This is a genomic window from uncultured Paraglaciecola sp., from assembly GCF_937123705.1.
GTDB lineage: Bacteria > Pseudomonadota > Gammaproteobacteria > Enterobacterales > Alteromonadaceae > Paraglaciecola.
In genome coordinates this window covers 73909-90896 of record NZ_CAKZKO010000139.1, presented here as the reverse complement: position 1 = coordinate 90896, position 16988 = coordinate 73909, and the positions used below count along the sequence as shown (strand labels likewise).

The window sequence follows — 16988 nt, the reverse complement described above, 5'->3', positions numbered from 1 at the left end:
TTAGTCCTGACCTAGAAACAGTGAGCATGCTCCTTGCTCTGCACCCGTTAAAGTGGTGCGCAATCCGGCAAACATTTCACGTCCCATGCCAATTTGATGTTTGGCCACGTCTGTTACTTTGGCTTCACGCTTAGCAAGCTCATCAGCCGTTACTAAAATATCCATGGCACCGGTTTGAGTGTCGAGTTCAAGCATATCGCCGCTTTGCACTTTAGCCAGCATGCCGCCTTTGATTGCTTCTGGGGTGACATGAATGGCCGCAGGCACTTTGCCTGAGGCGCCAGACATACGGCCATCTGTAACCAGTGCAACTTTAAAGCCGCGGTCTTGCAATACTGCCAGCGGGGGCGTCAAACTGTGAAGCTCTGGCATGCCAATCGCTGATGGGCCTTGAAAGCGCACTACCACCACACAATCTTTATTAAGCTCACCGGCTTTAAATGCTGCGTGAAGTTCAAATTGGTCTTCAAATACCACTGCTGGGGCAGTGATTTTGCAATGTGGGTTACGCAGTGCAGAGGTCTTCATTACTGCTCGCCCTAGGTTACCGCTTAAAACAGATAGTCCACCATCGGCTTTGAAGGGATCGTTAACTGTGGCTATTACTTGTTTGTCCAATGAAACTGCTGGGCCATCGCGCCAAACTAGTTCGCCATTTTCAAGTACAGGCTCTTTGGTGTAGGCATCGAGACCTTTGCCACAAATGGTGTTGACATCATTGTGCAATAGGCCATTTTCAAGCAACTCTCGTATCAACAGCGCCATCCCGCCCGCCGCGGTAAAATGATTGATATCCGCAGAACCATTGGGATAAATACGGGTTAACAAAGGCACGGCTTTGGAAATATCCGCAAAGTCATCCCAGTTGATGATAAAACCAGCCGCTTTTGCTACAGCGACTAAGTGCATGGTGTGGTTTGTTGAACCACCGGTTGCAAGCAAGCCGACTAACCCATTTACTATGGCCTTGGCGTCAATAATATGTCCAATTGGGCGATATTCATCACCTAAATCTGTAATACGAGTTGCTTGACGAGCCGCTGCGGCAGTAAGTGCATCACGCAGAGGTGTACCAGGATTGACAAAAGATGAACCCGGTAAATGTAATCCCATGATTTCCACAACCAATTGATTACTGTTTGCGGTGCCATAAAAAGTACAAGTGCCCGCTGCATGATAGGAATCAGATTCTGCGTCTAGTAACTGTTCACGGGTGGCTTTACCTTCGGCGTAGGCTTGGCGCACCCGGGCTTTTTCTTTATTGGGAATGCCAGAAGGCATAGGGCCGGCAGGCACAAATACCGTGGGTAAATGCCCAAAGCTAAGGGCACCGATTAACAAGCCGGGAACGATTTTATCGCATATACCTAACATCACAGTCCCATCAAACATATTGTGGGAAAGGGCAACAGCGGTTGACATGGCAATCACATCGCGGCTCATTAAACTTAAATCCATACCTGGCGTACCCTGAGTCACACCGTCACACATAGCCGGTACGCCGCCTGCAAATTGAGCTACACTGCCCACAGCATTAATGGCTTGTTTTATTTGCGCTGGATACGCCTCGTAGGGTTGATGAGCTGACAGCATATCGTTGTATGACGACACTATAGCCACATTGGCTTTAGTCATACTGCGCAAGTCAGATTTATCGTCTTTGCCACAAGCGGCAAATCCATGGGCTAAGTTACCGCATGACAACACACCGCGATGTGGTCCTTGTAGACGCGAACTTTCAATTTTTTCTAAATAGCTTTTTCGCGAATTCAGACTACGTTCAATAATTCGGTCTGTGACTTCTTGGATAACTGGGTTCATGGATCGTTCCTATCGGTAAATTAAATCAGGGAGCCCATAAAAGCTCTACATCAGCATTGTTGATAACAGCGCGAATGGGCATCACTAAAGCATCGTCATCTGCTAAAACCGTGTCTAACACTTGTTTTTTACTTTCACCGGTAAGGTGCAAAAATATTTGATTGCTGTTAAGAATGGCTGGCAAGGTCAATGACATACGCTGGTTTGGTGCAGTTGTCGGTTGAACCGCAATATATGCGTCGCCCGAATCTAGGTCTAAACCTTGGGCAATTTGTTCGGAGCATGGAAATAATGACGCCGTATGGCCATCTTCACCCATGCCTAAAATAAGCACATCAAAGGGCCTAGACATTTTTTGTAGATTTTCAGTACAACTTAGTACCGCATCTTCGGCATTGTCGTGGTGGGTTTTCAAAGGCACAAAATGTGCGTTTGCGGCGTTATTGATGAGTAACTTACTACGCAGCATTTTTTCGTTTGAAGCATCATCACTGTTATCTACCCAACGTTCATCTGCCAAACTTATATCGACTTTATTCCACTCAAGATTGGATTTTGAAAGGGCATTGAATAGATCTGCAGGTGTACGGCCGCCCGACACTACTAAACTTGCGCGGCCATTTTCTTCAATGCTATCTCGCAGCAATTTAGTGATTTTGCGGGCAAATGCAGCATTGAGATGTTCAGTTGTTCTAAATTTAGATTGTGATAACGCCATTATTTTTTCCCCATACGGCTTTCATACCAAGCTCTGTCTTCCCGAGCGAGTAGGGCGATGGATGCTACCGGCCCCCATGTGCCTGCCTGATAGGGCTCGGGTGGCTCGTTAGTGTTTTTCCAAGCAGCTAGGATGCCATCTACCCATTTCCATGCCGCTTCTACTTCATCGCGGCGAACAAACAATGATTGGTTACCTAACATTACTTCCAACAACAATTTTTCATAAGCGTCGGCGATACGTTCATCTTTAAAGGTTTCTGAAAAACTTAAGTTCAACTTCGACTTTTGTAAGTCCATTGAACTTTTCCCAGTAAGTCCTGGTACTTTATTCATAACCGTTACTTCAACTCCTTCGTCTGGTTGCAGACGAATGGTGAGCTTGTTAGGAGGCAACTGTGGAAAGCTGTCTTTAAACAAGTTGTGGGGTTGGCGTTTAAAGTAGATCACTACTTCACTGGTTTTGTTGGGTAAGCGCTTGCCGGTACGCAAATAGAATGGCACGCCCGCCCAGCGCCAGTTGTCTAACTCAACTTTTAGGGCAATAAAGGTTTCAGTCGTACTGGATGTGTTGGCATCAGATTCTTCTAAGTATCCGGGCACTTCTTGGCCTTTGACAAAACCACTTACATACTGACCACGTACAGTGTTTTGAGTAACATTGGTGGCATCAATTGGCCGCAAAGACTTTAGCACTTTGAGTTTTTCATCACGTATACTGTCTGCATCTAAGTTGGCGGGCGGCTCCATGGCAATCAGCGTTAATATTTGCAATAGGTGATTTTGTACCATGTCACGCATTTGTCCCGCTTCGTCGAAATACCCCCAACGACCTTCAATGCCTACAGACTCAGCCACACTAATTTGCACATGATCAATACAGTTATGATCCCAATTAGTGGCAAAAATAGAATTGGCAAAGCGCAGTGAAATTAGGTTCAAAACGGTTTCTTTACCTAAGTAGTGATCTATTCGGTAAATCTGACTTTCATCAAAAAACTCAGCCACTTGATCGTTGATCACTTTAGATGAGGCTAAGTCATGGCCTATGGGTTTTTCTAATACCACCCGCATGCTTTTGTCGATGATATTGGCTGCCTTTAAACCACGACATATATCGCCAAAAATCGAAGGAGGTGTTGCAAAGTAGCACACCATCATACGATCTGGATCCACATGTTCTTTAAAAGCTGCGTAGCTCTTTGCGTTTTTCATGTCGACCATTATATAGTCTAATTTTGCTGCGAATCGCTTCCAAGTATCTGGGCATAGTGCTTCACTAGTAAATCTTTCGATATTTTCTTTGACGAGTGTGATGTACTCATCTTGACTGATATCTTGACGGGCAATACCGATCACTTTGGTATCAGCATGCATCAATTCAGCTTTTTCAAGTTGATATAAAGAAGGTAAAAGTTTACGTCTTGCCAAATCGCCTTTTGTGCCGAATAACACGAAATCACAAGGTTCAAATGAATTTTCCAAAACCATTTTTGTGCCTACTTATTTTTGATTGATAAAATTACTGATGATAACGAATTGTCGTTATAATCCAATTAGCAACACATTATCTAAACTTAACACTAAATGTAGTAATATTACAACTTAATGCGGTGTTTTGTCGTCCAGATAGTGCTTGTACTAGGACTATTTTCGGTAATCCGCAAGATTTTCTGTTAAAAAATTACAAATATAGTACTCTGATGTTAACCAGCTAAGGAAACGCTGGTCTTTGAGTGAAGGTATTATAATGAAGTTTTTGGTGCTCGTATGAATATTCTTGAAAAAATAACCCAGCACAACACAGTCTTTAGTAAGTCTGAACGCAAAGTGGCCGAGGTCATATTGGCGAACCCACAAACGGCTATTCACAGTAGTATCGCTACTTTGGCGAAAATGTCAGGTGTGAGTGAGCCTACTGTTAATCGCTTTTGCCGTAGGCTCGATACTAAAGGTTACCCTGATTTCAAGTTACATCTAGCTCAAAGCCTTGCCAATGGCACCCCTTATGTCAATCGCCATGTGGAAGAAAACGATGGTCCCGAGGAATATACTCACAAAATATTTGAATCTACTATGGCCTCACTTGAAGTGGCGCGCCAATCTGTTGATGTGACAACCATTAATCGTGCCGTAGACTTATTAACTCAAGCGCAAAAAATTTCCTTTTTCGGACTGGGTGCTTCGGCGTCAGTGGCTCACGACGCGCTCAATAAGTTTTTTAGATTTAACGTGCCTGTCATCTACTTTGAAGACATTATCATGCAACGTATGAGCTGCATGAATTCTGGTGAGGGCGACGTAGTCGTATTGATTTCCCATACGGGTAGAACAAAAAGTTTGGTCGAAATAGCGCAAATTGCGCGGGGCAATGACGCCACAGTAATGGGGATCACGTCTAAAAGTAGCCCGCTCGCCAGAGAATGTAATTTAGTGTTATCACTAGAGGTGCCAGAAGATACGGATATGTACATGCCTATGGCTTCTAGGATCGCGCAACTGATACTCATCGATATTTTGGCCACTGGTTTCACGCTTAGAAGAGGCAATAAATTTAGAGAAAACCTTAAACGTGTCAAAGATACCTTAAGAGGTTCACGATTCGATAAACCCAATGATTAAGAACATACGCCGAACCAGTTATGTCAACTCAAAGGCTTATCGGGCCATTACCTAATTGGCCTGCAGCAATCTGGCCTCAGTGTTCGAACCATACAACGTATTGAAATAGAAGGTAAAGCCGGCTGGCGCTCCCTTTCTGTGCTGGCCAACTGTTTTCAAGTCGCGCCCGCAGATTTAATTTTATCCCCTTTTCACGGCCAAGATGACCATGCTATTCCTAACATGGCCGCAGCCATGGTTTGGGAGTTTAAAAGGGCCAATGTAGATTGACCCATTTAAATTTGCTCGAGTTAAGCCAATTGAAGGGCTTTATTGCCCTTGGCTTTGCGCCAACCCAACAGTAGCACACCGGCCAACAAAAAACTCAGGCTCCAGGGTTCGGATACCGCGTTAGCGTCAGGGCGGCTGATTTGAAATTGGGTTATTGATGAGGCATTAGGTATGCCAGTTGTTGAATTACCAACATTGATAGTGAATCCGACACTGGTTAAGGATGATTCAATCAGCAAATCATCCCAACTGTCGGTGGTATTAAATGGATTTTGGCCTATATCAAAGTTAAAAAGTAAATGAGTCAAATCTCCCGTTGCCAAGGTCAACGGACTCCCCGCCATTCTAAGGGTTATAAGTCCTGAAGAACTATTACTTTCTCCACTCCAACCAGTCAGGCTAAAGAGTCGGTCGACACCATCATTCCAACTTAACTCACCACTAATATTGAATGCATCAACAAAACTAGGGGCATTGCTGGTGGTTTCAAACTCGAGCCAACCGTTGAGGGCGGTGCCGTTGGCGATATTATCGGTAATCGTTTTATTAGGATCGTACTAATAAGGGGGGGCATTTAGTCAAGGTTAATGTGTGTCATTTAGCTCTGGAAGGCCCTTAGCAATAAGCCAAGCGTTTAACCGTCCAAATGAAAATCTAAACTAGATTATTTCAATTAAATCGATCCCATATAGTGTTTTTAGAGAGAATAGCTTCACTTTACAGCGGTTTTGCACTACTATTTTCGTAATAAAATTACAGATTTGTTAATTTATAACTAATTTAATTAGTTGTAGGCACAACAAAAAGAACTATCGCCCTATTGAGACTAAGTCTTATTGATTAAATTTAGTCCGTTCTTTGCGAACTATAACTGCGAAGATAGGTAATAATGCGCCATTACAACAGGGTACCCAAACTATGATAAGACGAACAAAAATACTCGCCACTTTAGGCCCGTCTACGGATACTGTAGAGCAGATTGAAGCGATTATTGCCGCTGGTACTAATGTGGTACGCATGAACTTTTCCCACGGTAGTGCCGAAGATCATATTAAACGCGCCGATAAAGTGCGCATGACAGCACAAAAATTGGGCAAGTACGTCGCTATTTTGGGCGACTTGCAAGGCCCTAAAATTCGCGTGGCTAAATTTGTTGATGGCGCGATTACCTTAAAGATTGGGGATCATTTTATCCTTGATGCCGATATGGGCCGTGATGATGGTAATCAACAAGCCGTTGGCATCGATTATAAAGCCCTTCCTCAAGACGTAAACGATGGCGACATACTGTTACTTGATGACGGGCGAATTCAACTGAAAGTGACAAGTGTAGATGGCAATAAGGTACATACCCAAGTGACCGTTGCCGGTAAGTTGTCGAACAATAAAGGCATAAATCGTCAAGGTGGCGGCTTATCAGCCGAAGCACTGACCGCGAAAGATAAAGAAGATATTATCACCGCCGCCAATATAGGTGTGGACTATTTAGCTGTGTCGTTCCCGCGCTCTGGCGAGGATCTGCGTTATGCTAGGCAACTGGCTGAAAAAGCCGGTTGTTTTGCGATGATCTGTGCCAAAGTGGAGCGGGCTGAAACCGTTGCTTCTGATGAAGCTATTGATGACATAATCGAAGCATCAGACGCGGTAATGGTGGCACGTGGCGATTTAGGTGTGGAAATTGGCGATGCCGAATTAGTGGGGGTCCAGAAAAAACTCATCGCCCGTTCAAGGCAACTGAATAAAGTGGTGATCACCGCCACGCAAATGATGGAGTCGATGATCACCAGCCCTATGCCAACGCGAGCAGAAGTGATGGATGTGGCTAATGCCGTACTCGATGGTACAGATGCCGTGATGTTATCAGCCGAGACGGCTGCGGGTGATTTCCCTGTAGAAACCGTAGAGGCAATGGCCAGAGTATGCGTGGGGGCTGAAACACATCCTAGTGTTACTATGTCAAAACATAGAATGGATGAGTCCTTTAGTTCGGTAAGCGAAACCATAGCGCTAAGCGCGGTTTATTCGGCCAATCATTTAAGCAGTATTAAAGCTATTGTGGCTTTGACCGAAAGTGGCAGTACGCCCTTGCTGATGTCTCGCATTACCACCTCTTTGTCAATTTATGCTATGTCGAGACACGACAGCACGCTAAATAAAATGGCACTTTATCGCGGTGTAAAACCGGTGTTTTTTGATTCCAGAGGCAGCGATCCCGGTCAACTCAAAAATGATGTGGTTGCCGTTCTGCTAGAGAAAGGCATATTGCAGTCAGGCGACCAATTTATTATGACCTACGGTGATGAGATGGAAACAATAGGTGGCACTAACGCCTGCAAGATTGTGACGGCTTAATTTATTCATTACACACTAAACGAGTCAAATTGACTCGTTTTTTTGGGTCTTATAAATTGCAAAAATAGTTAGCTATTATTCAAATAAACTAAAACCAATCACTATAAGTAATTATCCTCTCAGCGAGAATTTAGAAAGGCTTAAACAAGGCGCATGGCTGAATCAATAGTTGTTCTCTTTCGAAGCCATGCAACGCAGTGTAAGCCCTTTTAAAACCCGCTGGGGAATCTTGAGTGGGTGATTACTTGTGGTGATCGGTATAAGATCATCGGTTATTGCCATTACACTACCCAAAACAATGTGGAGTATGAAATGAGTACAAATAAAGAATTTGATATAGTGATCTATGGCGCTACTGGTTTTACCGGCCGACTTATCGCCGAGTACCTGGTTAAGCAATACGCAGATGACAGCACGATAAAATGGGCAATGGCTGGTAGAAGTGCTGCAAAACTCGCCCAAGTACGAGATGAAATAGGCGCACCTACAGACACGCCACTAGTGGTAGCCGATGCCGAAGATTTAAGTTCTATCCAAGCTATGTTAGATCGCACTAAACTGGTGTTAACCACAGTCGGCCCTTATCAATTGTATGGCTCAGATTTAGTGGCCATGTGTGCTAAGTCGGGGGTGGATTATGTGGATTTATGTGGCGAGCCAGTATGGATGAGCGAAATGATCCCCGCCCACGAAGCAGCGGCTAAAGCCAGCGGCGCACGTATCGTATTTTCTTGTGGATTTGACTCCATCCCTTCTGATTTAGGGGTGTATCACTTGCAAAATCTCGCTAGAGAAAAGTTTGGTCATCCAATGCCAAGAGTAAGATGCCGCGTCAGAAAAATGAAAGGTACCTTTTCGGGCGGCACCGCGGCCAGCTTTAAAGCGACTTTAGTAGCAGCCAAACAAGATCCCGTTAAAATGCAGGCCTTAATGAACCCATTCTCCCTCACCCCAGGCTTTGTTGGTGCGGAGCAGCCTTTTGGCAATAAACCCTATTACGAAGAAGACCAAGGTACTTGGGTCACGCCTTTTGTTATGGCTGCTATCAATACCCGCAATGTACAGCGTTCTAATTTTTTACTCGATGGCCAATATGGTGAAGATTTTGTGTATGACGAAATGTTTGTCACCGGCCCAGGCGAAAAAGGTGAGGCCATCGCCAACGCTATGGCCAATGACAAAAGTATGGGGGGCGAAGGCGGCCCTAAACCTGGCGAAGGCCCAAGTAAAGAGGAGCGCGAAGCAGGGTTATACGATTTGCTTTATATAGGGACAGACTCCCAAGGAAATAGCATTAAAGTGGCCGTAACAGGCGACCGCGATCCCGGCTATGGCTCCACCTCAAAAATCATTTCCGAAGCGGCAATTTGTTTGGTAAAAGACGCCCAAGAAACCCAAGGCGGTATTTGGACTACCGCTCCTGCTATGGGTGATAAGTTAATTAAGCGTTTGGTGACAAATGCGGGATTAACCTTTACGCAACAGTAAACTCTATTTTAGAGTATATTAAAGATCGTTAAGCCAGCGTTTCTCGCTGGCTGTTTTGCTTTTGTGGAATTATCCATTCACTCGATACCAACCGGCAATACTGTAGCGATCGCAGTTGCTGGCAAGGACTTCATGGGGAAAGGTATCGCTAAGAAAAATCATGCAACTGTTAAACAGAGGCGGCACAATTAACAAAGGAGATAGGTGATTGTCAGCATACAAAAGTAACTCACCCCCATCATCTTGCTGCCAATCTGAATTTAAATAAAAAACCGTACTTACAGCCCTGTTACTGCGATTTTTATGGGGCGAACCTTTAAAAGCATCCAAATGACGCTTATAAAAATCACCTTTTGCATAGTGGGAATAGTGACATTCAAATTCACTCAGCCCCATAAAAAGCCGTCTATTTAGTCCCACCCTCAACTTTTCCATCCACTCCAAATAAGCCTGCTGGGGCGTTGACTCGCCATTTAACCACAAGCTTGTATCGCTTCTTATTTGGGTATTTAGTTGTAAGTTTTCATTGCGCCCAATACCGGCGGCAGTAAACTCAATAGCCGCTAAATCTTTCGCTTCAATCTGTAATTGCTGCGCTAGCTTGTCGGGTAAAAACTGCTGCAATTGAATAAAGCCCTGTTGCCCTAAGGCATCGGCGACCTTATCTACTAGCGGCTCTTCAAACTGAAAGCTTTCTATCACCTGAATGACTCCATCAAAGCATTGGAATAGTGTAGTTGACGTTGATTATCGATAATAATGCCATCGTAGCCTGGGGTGCGATTGAGTAAATCTATTCCTTTTTGTACTCCTAAAACAAAAACTGCGGTAGACAGTGCGTCATTCAGGGTACTGCTAGGCCCCACAATAGACACACTTTGCACTGCATTGGTCGAAGTGCCTGTTTTCGGCGAGAGAATATGATGGTAACGCTTACCGTCTTGTTCAAAGTATCTTTCGTAGTCACCCGATGTCGACAAAGCGGTATCTGCCAAAGGCAATACTACCGTTTGCTTGGACTTATCCCGTGGATCGCGAATACCCACCATCCAAGGTTTATCTAATCTATTGCCTAGTAATTTAGTATCGCCACCTGCGGTTACTAAAGCATGTTTAACCCCGCGCTTTTTAAGGATCTCTATGGCATTGTCGACGGCGTGTCCTTTTGCAATTCCGCCTAAGTCTATTTTCACATTGGGATGAGCAAAACTAATACTCTGCTCGGTAGCATTAAATTGAATATGCCTATAATTGATAGCATCAAGTAACTGCTTAACTTGTCTTGGGTCTGGTTTTTGATTTTCTCGGTAATCATACAAATAGCCTATGCTGGCAAAAGTGATATCAAATGCACCCTCTGTCTCTTTTGCTAATTCCACCGACAATGCAATTAACTCAAATAATTCTTTAGATACAGGTGTAGCAGACCTTGCAGCAAGGCGATTGAGCTGACTTAATTCACTGCTAGGAATGTAAGGACTCATCAATTTGTCGATACGATGCATTTCATCCATAACGGCTTGTACTGAGTCTGCAGCTTGCTGCGGGGCATCACTCCATACTTCAACATGAATGTTGGTGCCCATTATGCTCTTATCAGCCATTACCCATTTAGCGTTGGCCGCATTGCTACACAGCCAATATCCAAGTAATAATGTAGCGACTAAGGGGCTTTTTTTATTCATGGTTTTAGTTCTAAACCCAGTTGATATAGGTGATTTTTCTTAAGACCATATTGTTCGGCGGTTAGCGCCGCGGCCTTTTTAAGGGGTAATTCTTTGATTAATAATTTCAGTAGATTAAGGGCCTCTTCTGTGACCTCGGTTTGGTCTTGCTCAACACCGGCAATCATTAACACAAACTCACCTCTTTGATGATTGGCATCGGCTTCAAGCCAAGTTAAGCACGACTGAGCGCTACCTGAGTAAAATGTTTCAAAGGTTTTGGTTAGCTCTTTAGCCACTACCATTTGTCTAGTTTCACCTAATTCAGCAACAATTTGTCGGACGGTATCGGCCACTCTGCGTGGGGACTCGTAGAATACGCTGGTACTAGACTCGTTGAGCAAACGCTGCAAGGCTTGCTGCTTGGCCACGGCTTTGACGGGTAAAAAACCTGCAAATTTAAATTGGTCTGTTGCTAAACCGGCCGCGCATAAAGCCGTTATTGCTGCACATGGCCCTGGTATAGGCACAACCTCAAGCCCTGCATCTCTGCACTGCGTGACCAAGCCATAGCCAGGGTCGCTAATTAGAGGTGTTCCAGCATCAGAAATCAATGCGATATTCTCACCCAATTTAAGTTTTTCGATGAGCTGTTTCGCTCGTTGGGATTCATTATGATCATGCAAAGAGGTTAATCTCGTGGCAATCGAGTAATGTTGCAACAAACGCTGACTATGGCGTGTATCTTCTGCGGCAATTAAGTCGGCTTCGGCCAAAATACGCAAAGCTCTGTGGGAAATGTCTTCCAAATTGCCAATGGGCGTAGCGACAATATATAAGGTGCCTAACTCAGTCAATGAAGACTCTCCAAGAAAAAAGGGCCTTGTAGCATTAGCAAGAGTATTGGTTTTATCTCAAAAGCTAATCACAAAGCATTAGATATTTATGGCTAATACTATAAACTATTCAGCAAGTTATTTTATGGATTTCAGCCATGAGTTTTCGAGTGCTAGTGGTATTGTGTATCACTGTTTTTTGTTTATTTTCTTGTACCAGTAGTCCGTCTCGGCAAGCTAAAAGAGTGATGGTTGAATCCACCAAAAATATAACCAAGATAGTGAAAAATAGTGATTATTATCTAGCGCAAGCCAAGCAACTTAACACCCAAGTTAGTAACAACTATCAGCGTAATAAGTATTTAGTTCAGGCCGCTGAAGCGCTACAAAGCGAACAACAATGTGTTAAAAGTATTAAAATGTTACAGCTGCTTCTGCCTGAGTTACTGGATGAACGTCTTCAGGTGTATGGTAATCTGATTTTGGCGGAATGTTATTTGTTGGTGGTGGAGCAACCATTTGAACATCTCGACCTCATTCTTGAAAAATTAGCAAATAATGATGAATTTCAAGCTAGGATCGCTGCCCTAGAAGCGCAGCTTCATATTAACAATAAAGAATGGCTCAAAGCCGCAACATCATTATTAGATTCAGATATTCAAGAGCCTCAAAAATCCCATGCAGTGTGGCAATGGATCCAAAAGTTAGATTTGGAAGAATTGGAACGGGCAGTGGCTTATGAGCAAGTTCTTACACCTTGGCTACAGCTTGCCATCATTGTCAAACGATACGGGTTACAACCAGAATTATTTCTTCAAGAAATAGTTAATTGGCAAGGCTTGCATGTGTCCCATCCACTGGCATCTGATCTTCCTGTGGCAATACAAGACACCTTGCGTCTTGCGCAGATACAAACGCAGCGTATTGCCGTTTTGTTACCACTAACAGGCCGGCTTTCCATTCAAGGTTTAGCCATAAAAGACGGAATTTTGGCCGCCTATTTTGAAACTTTGTCACGGGAGGCAGTCAATCAGCCTAATGTTCAGCCACACCCAGAAATTCGGTTTTTTGATTCGGCGTTAAAAACACCCCAGCAACTCAATACTATGGTGGCTGATTTTGATGTGGTCTTAGGGCCTTTGGTCAAGCAGCAAATAATTGAATTGGCAGCAATTTTACCCAAAGATAAGATATTGTTAGCGTTAAACCGCGTACAGTTAGAGGCTCAAGCCTTTTCTTTAGATGAATTTAAGTCGACAGATGTGCCACGTTTTGAAGGATCAGAAATAGTCGAAGCAGAGCATTATTATTTTTCCCTAGCCCCAGAAGATGAAGCAGAGCAACTGGCGCGTTACATTCAAAGTAAACAATTAATTAGGCCCATAATCTTTGCAGCTGAAAATCCAATAACGCAAAGGATGGCTGAGGCTTTTATTACTCAATGGCAAGAAAACGCAAATGTCGTTGCGCCAGACTTAACCTTATTTACCGATAGCAAAGATATGCGATTAAGAGTGTCAGAAATGTTGGATGTGGCGCAAAGTAAAGAGCGTGCTGCCCAGATAGAATCCTTGTCAGATGTAGAAGTGATTAGCGTTGAAAGAAATCGTCGAGATATTGATGCCATAGTGCTATTTGCAAACCCTGAACAGACCAGATTACTCAACCCTATTATTGAAGCAAGCCTTAGCCCATTCGCCCGTAAATCATTGTCGGTGTTCGCATCTTCGCGCAGCTATAGCCTTGATTTAAATAGTAATAGTTTGAGAGATCTTCGCAATCTAACCTTTACAGATATGCCTTGGATGTTGCCTGATCATAATTGGCAGACCTTAGCGAATCAAACCACACAACTTTGGCCGCAAAGGCAAGATACCTTACTAAGACTTTTTGCTTTAGGGTTTGATGCCTACAACTTACTACCCAATTTACGTCGACTAAAAACGCTTCCACAAATGATCAGTCAAGGTCTAACTGGAGACATTAATATTGATGATAAAGGCGTGGTACACAGGCGTTTGCCTTGGGCACAAGTTGCTCAAGACCGAGTGAAATTACTTGAATTGGATTAAGCAGGCGCTATCTCCGATTATAGGCAGTGAAGCCGAACGTGTTGCGCGAACCTTCTTAGAGCAACAAGGTCTGACCTTTGTTATGCAAAATTATAGATGTCGTTCTGGCGAAATTGACTTAATTATGCGAGATGGTACTGAATTGGTGTTTGTAGAGGTGAAATACCGAAAGAACAGCCAGCATGGAAAAGCCGTTGAGTTTTTTCATGCCAAAAAAAAGCGTAAGTTTGAATCTGCGGTTATGTATTACATGCAACAAAATAACTTTAATCCAAGTGTGGTGCCACACAGAATTGATGTAATTGGCATTGAAGGTCAAGGCCAGCATCAGCCAATTATTAATTGGCTTAAAAGTGTTTGAAAACACTAGCCAAGTGACATTATAAATTTTAAAGGAGTGTTATGTTAGAAAGCATTAAGGCTAATTTTACTGAAAGTATTCAAATCAAAATTGCCTCAATTGAGTTATTACCCGAAGCTATTTCAAACGCAACCTACATGATGGTAAATGCTTTAATTAACGGTAATAAAGTTTTGTGTTGTGGCAATGGAGGCTCCGCTGTAATTGCGCAACACTTTTCATCATTATTATTGAACAAATTTGAGCGTGAGAGGCCTAGTCTGCCGGCTATTGCTTTGACTGCGGATGGTGCGACTGTCTCATCCATAGCCAATGATTTTACTTTCGACGAAGTCTACTCAAAGCAAGTGAGTGCCTTAGGCCAAGCCGGAGACATTTTATTTGTTATATCCACTAGTGGTAATTCCGAGAATGTAATTAAGGCCATGGAAGCGGCCCTTAGCCGAGATATGACGATAGTTGCCTTAACAGGTATGGATGGAGGAAAAATGGCTGGATTAGTTAGCCAGCACGACGTAGAAATACGTGTGCCTTCAAATCGCACTGCGCGGATCCAAGAAGTACATTTTCTGGTAGTACATAGTCTTTGTGAAGGGATCGACAACTGTTTGTTCCCTGAAAATTTTCAGGAGTAAGATATGAGCAAAAACAATAGAATTTATTTACCCTTGCTTGTCACAGCAATCTTATGCATACAAGGCTGCGCAGGGTTAATCGTTGGCGCGGGTGTGGGAGCTGCGTCTGTTGCCCATGATAGACGTACAATGGGTACCCAAATTGACGACACAACATTAGCCAGTCGCATTTCAGTGGCTATTGCAGGTAATGAAGCTATAAGTCATCAGGCTAATGTAACGATTCAAGTATTTAACGGCGTTGCTTTATTAGTAGGCCAAGCACCTACTCAGACACTAATACAGCAAACCGAAAAATTGGCAATGTCGGTGAAAAACATTAGAAAACTCCACAATCAAATTCGCCTTGGCTCACCAATACCAGCAAGCGTTGTAGCAAGTGACACATGGTTGGCCTCAAAAGTAAAAACTCAATTGATAGCCGACAAACGTATTGACGGCTTACATATTGAGATTGAGGTTGAGAATGGTGAAGTATTTTTAATGGGACTAGTGAGCGATAAGGAGTCTAGAATAGCGGTAGATATAACCCGCAACATCAAAGGTGTAAAGCAGGTTATTAAGGCGTTTGAATACAATACCAACCATTCCATATAACCGATTGAGAGGTGTTTCCTCTTTTCTTTATTGAAACACTTGATAGCAACTGTGGCGATTGATGTTTTATAGCCAGTGGGGCTTTTAATCGCAGTCAGCAAGGACGCCTGAGCAACCTGAACTTAGGCGTCCTTTGGGGATAGCTTAATGGTGGCCGTTATCGTGATCTTCTGCGGCTATGCCCAACCAAACAATTGCTGCGGGTATAAAGTCCAGTTCCATATCGCCTTCTATGCTCATTGTTTCTATATCGATTTGTAAAATATGTTGCGACATAGGATCAGACACGTATATATGATTATCGTTTTTGGATACAGCCATGCCAAAGGATGTGCCTTCTGGCATAGTAGCAACGTCAAGTTCGGTAACGCTTAGTCTGTTTTCAAATTCTAGATGAGTATGGCCTTCGTGTTGCTCAACAGCGAGTATGGTGACATAGCCTTGGTCATCTAGGATCACAAAATGAGCGCCATCGTAAGTAAATGAATATGACACTGGGTTAGCGTTTTCAAGGCCTTGCCAGTCGAGTAGTTCCATTTCGTTTTCTTCAGGAGTTATCGTTAGCACTGTTGCTGCACCAGAGCCATGAGTGCTGGCAATACCTACAAGTAGTTCGCTGTTTTCATGTCCATATATTGTACCAATCCGCACCTTGTTTATGGCTTCGATATTTGGAATTTTATGCGCTTCGAACTCGCCATCATGATCATGAATTACCATCACACCGTCACTAAATCCAAAGGCCAAAAACTCATGATTTTGGGCTGCACCGTGGAGATCAGGGCAGGCCATATCTATCACTTGTTCTAGTTCTAACTCCTCATCATGAATATGGTGAACAGCTACTTGATCGGGTAAGGTATTATTGTTTGAGGTGTTGTCTGAGTCCTCACGGCGGATCGTGGCTATGACAAATTCACCGCGAGGCAAAGCTACGCCATGCATATTAACAGGGTACTCTAAGAAGGTGGGGACTGTGGTTTGTGAATTAATATCATTGTCTGACACAAGGTGTATGGCTGCGGGTAAACCTGCTTCGCTGTCACCATCATAGAAGACTGCTAAATTGCCTTCATGGGCACTCAGGTGTGTAGGTTTAATTCCGCTCAATTCAAAGTCACTCATACTTGGTGCTTGTTGATAATCGTGTATGTGTGCAACGTGATCTTCGCGCCACAGGCCAGCATCTAAGAATTGTACAGTATCAAAGTTTCTTGAATTAAGAACAACATAGCGGTTATTTGCTGAAGCTGAAATACTGGTGCCATCGTATTTTAGGGCAAAGTTATCAAGTAGACTTCCATCGTCGATATCTAATAGGCTGATATTATTACTTTGTGTAGAGGTCACCGCTAAACGACCTAAACTATTGATTATATAGTCTCCGTCAGTATCTCCAGATGTGTGGTCGTCTGTTTCAGTATCAGGAACAACAATTGATTCAAGTTCATTGATGGTGGTTTCTGCGTTACCGCAACCTAACAACAAAGCAGATAATATTGACATGGCAAGTAAATTACGGGTAGTTGGGTTTGTCATAGTGATTTCCTAAT

The 16988-nt window shown here is 43.5% G+C and carries 15 protein-coding genes; 7 read left to right on the top strand and 8 right to left on the bottom strand.

Going from position 1 to position 16988, the window contains the following annotated elements; all coding sequences use genetic code 11:
* From edd to zwf, 3 genes are read right to left on the bottom strand one after another with little or no spacing between them, the layout of a single operon-like run.
* Complete coding sequence (gene edd / locus Q0688_RS18850) at window positions 1-1821, bottom strand: phosphogluconate dehydratase (protein WP_299080773.1); 1821 nt, start codon at window positions 1819-1821, stop codon at window positions 1-3.
* A gap of 25 nt (window positions 1822-1846) precedes the next feature.
* On the bottom strand, window positions 1847-2539 hold the full coding sequence (gene pgl / locus Q0688_RS18845; protein ID WP_299080770.1) for a 6-phosphogluconolactonase: 693 nt from the start codon (window positions 2537-2539) through the stop codon (window positions 1847-1849).
* Window positions 2539-4029: a glucose-6-phosphate dehydrogenase gene (gene zwf, locus Q0688_RS18840; protein ID WP_299080767.1), complete on the bottom strand. Its 1491-nt coding sequence runs from the start codon at window positions 4027-4029 to the stop codon at window positions 2539-2541. Before zwf ends, pgl begins: the two co-directional genes overlap by 1 nt.
* A 279-nt stretch (window positions 4030-4308) precedes the next feature.
* Between zwf and Q0688_RS18835 the strand changes: the two genes are divergently transcribed.
* A complete protein-coding gene (locus tag Q0688_RS18835; RefSeq protein ID WP_299080764.1) occupies window positions 4309-5160 on the top strand; it encodes a MurR/RpiR family transcriptional regulator in 852 nt (283 codons plus the stop codon).
* A gap of 290 nt (window positions 5161-5450) precedes the next feature.
* Here the strand turns inward: Q0688_RS18835 and Q0688_RS18830 are convergent, their stop codons facing one another.
* Window positions 5451-5759 (bottom strand): hypothetical protein, encoded by a 309-nt coding sequence (locus Q0688_RS18830; RefSeq protein ID WP_299080761.1) that lies wholly within the window; start codon window positions 5757-5759, stop codon window positions 5451-5453.
* Window positions 5760-6348: 589 nt separating this feature from the next.
* On the opposite strand from Q0688_RS18830, the gene pyk reads away from it, so the two are divergent.
* Both pyk and Q0688_RS18820 read left to right on the top strand, forming a co-directional pair.
* Entirely contained in the window at window positions 6349-7782 is a 1434-nt protein-coding gene (gene pyk, locus Q0688_RS18825) for a pyruvate kinase (protein ID WP_299080758.1), read from the top strand.
* 312 nt (window positions 7783-8094) lie between these two features.
* On the top strand, window positions 8095-9270 hold the full coding sequence (locus Q0688_RS18820; protein ID WP_299080755.1) for a saccharopine dehydrogenase NADP-binding domain-containing protein: 1176 nt from the start codon (window positions 8095-8097) through the stop codon (window positions 9268-9270).
* A 69-nt stretch (window positions 9271-9339) separates the two neighbouring features.
* Here the strand turns inward: Q0688_RS18820 and Q0688_RS18815 are convergent, their stop codons facing one another.
* The 3 genes from Q0688_RS18815 to rsmI are packed head-to-tail and all read right to left on the bottom strand — an operon-like array spanning window position 9340 to window position 11791.
* Window positions 9340-9972 carry a 2OG-Fe(II) oxygenase gene (locus Q0688_RS18815; protein WP_299080752.1) on the bottom strand — a complete coding sequence of 211 codons (633 nt, stop codon included), beginning with the start codon at window positions 9970-9972 and terminating at the stop codon, window positions 9340-9342.
* Window positions 9969-10955: an FAD:protein FMN transferase gene (locus tag Q0688_RS18810; RefSeq protein WP_299080749.1), complete on the bottom strand. Its 987-nt coding sequence runs from the start codon at window positions 10953-10955 to the stop codon at window positions 9969-9971. The genes Q0688_RS18815 and Q0688_RS18810 overlap by 4 nt, the downstream gene beginning before the upstream one ends.
* Complete coding sequence (gene rsmI / locus Q0688_RS18805; RefSeq protein WP_299080746.1) at window positions 10952-11791, bottom strand: 16S rRNA (cytidine(1402)-2'-O)-methyltransferase; 840 nt, start codon at window positions 11789-11791, stop codon at window positions 10952-10954. Before rsmI ends, Q0688_RS18810 begins: the two co-directional genes overlap by 4 nt.
* A 137-nt stretch (window positions 11792-11928) precedes the next feature.
* Here rsmI and Q0688_RS18800 point away from each other — a divergent pair, with 137 nt between their 5' ends.
* The 4 genes from Q0688_RS18800 to Q0688_RS18785 are packed head-to-tail and all read left to right on the top strand — an operon-like array spanning window position 11929 to window position 15435.
* A complete protein-coding gene (locus Q0688_RS18800) occupies window positions 11929-13842 on the top strand; it encodes a penicillin-binding protein activator (RefSeq protein WP_299080743.1) in 1914 nt (637 codons plus the stop codon).
* Window positions 13829-14203 carry a YraN family protein gene (locus Q0688_RS18795; protein WP_299080740.1) on the top strand — a complete coding sequence of 125 codons (375 nt, stop codon included), beginning with the start codon at window positions 13829-13831 and terminating at the stop codon, window positions 14201-14203. The genes Q0688_RS18800 and Q0688_RS18795 overlap by 14 nt, the downstream gene beginning before the upstream one ends.
* Window positions 14204-14244: 41 nt before the next feature.
* Window positions 14245-14838 carry a phosphoheptose isomerase gene (locus tag Q0688_RS18790; RefSeq protein ID WP_299080736.1) on the top strand — a complete coding sequence of 198 codons (594 nt, stop codon included), beginning with the start codon at window positions 14245-14247 and terminating at the stop codon, window positions 14836-14838.
* A gap of 3 nt (window positions 14839-14841) precedes the next feature.
* Window positions 14842-15435 carry a BON domain-containing protein gene (locus Q0688_RS18785; RefSeq protein ID WP_299080733.1) on the top strand — a complete coding sequence of 198 codons (594 nt, stop codon included), beginning with the start codon at window positions 14842-14844 and terminating at the stop codon, window positions 15433-15435.
* Between the two features lie 144 nt (window positions 15436-15579).
* On the opposite strand, the gene Q0688_RS18780 is transcribed toward Q0688_RS18785, so the two are convergent.
* A complete protein-coding gene (locus Q0688_RS18780) occupies window positions 15580-16974 on the bottom strand; it encodes a 5-methyltetrahydrofolate--homocysteine methyltransferase (RefSeq protein WP_299080730.1) in 1395 nt (464 codons plus the stop codon).
* Window positions 16975-16988 lie beyond the last annotated feature (14 nt).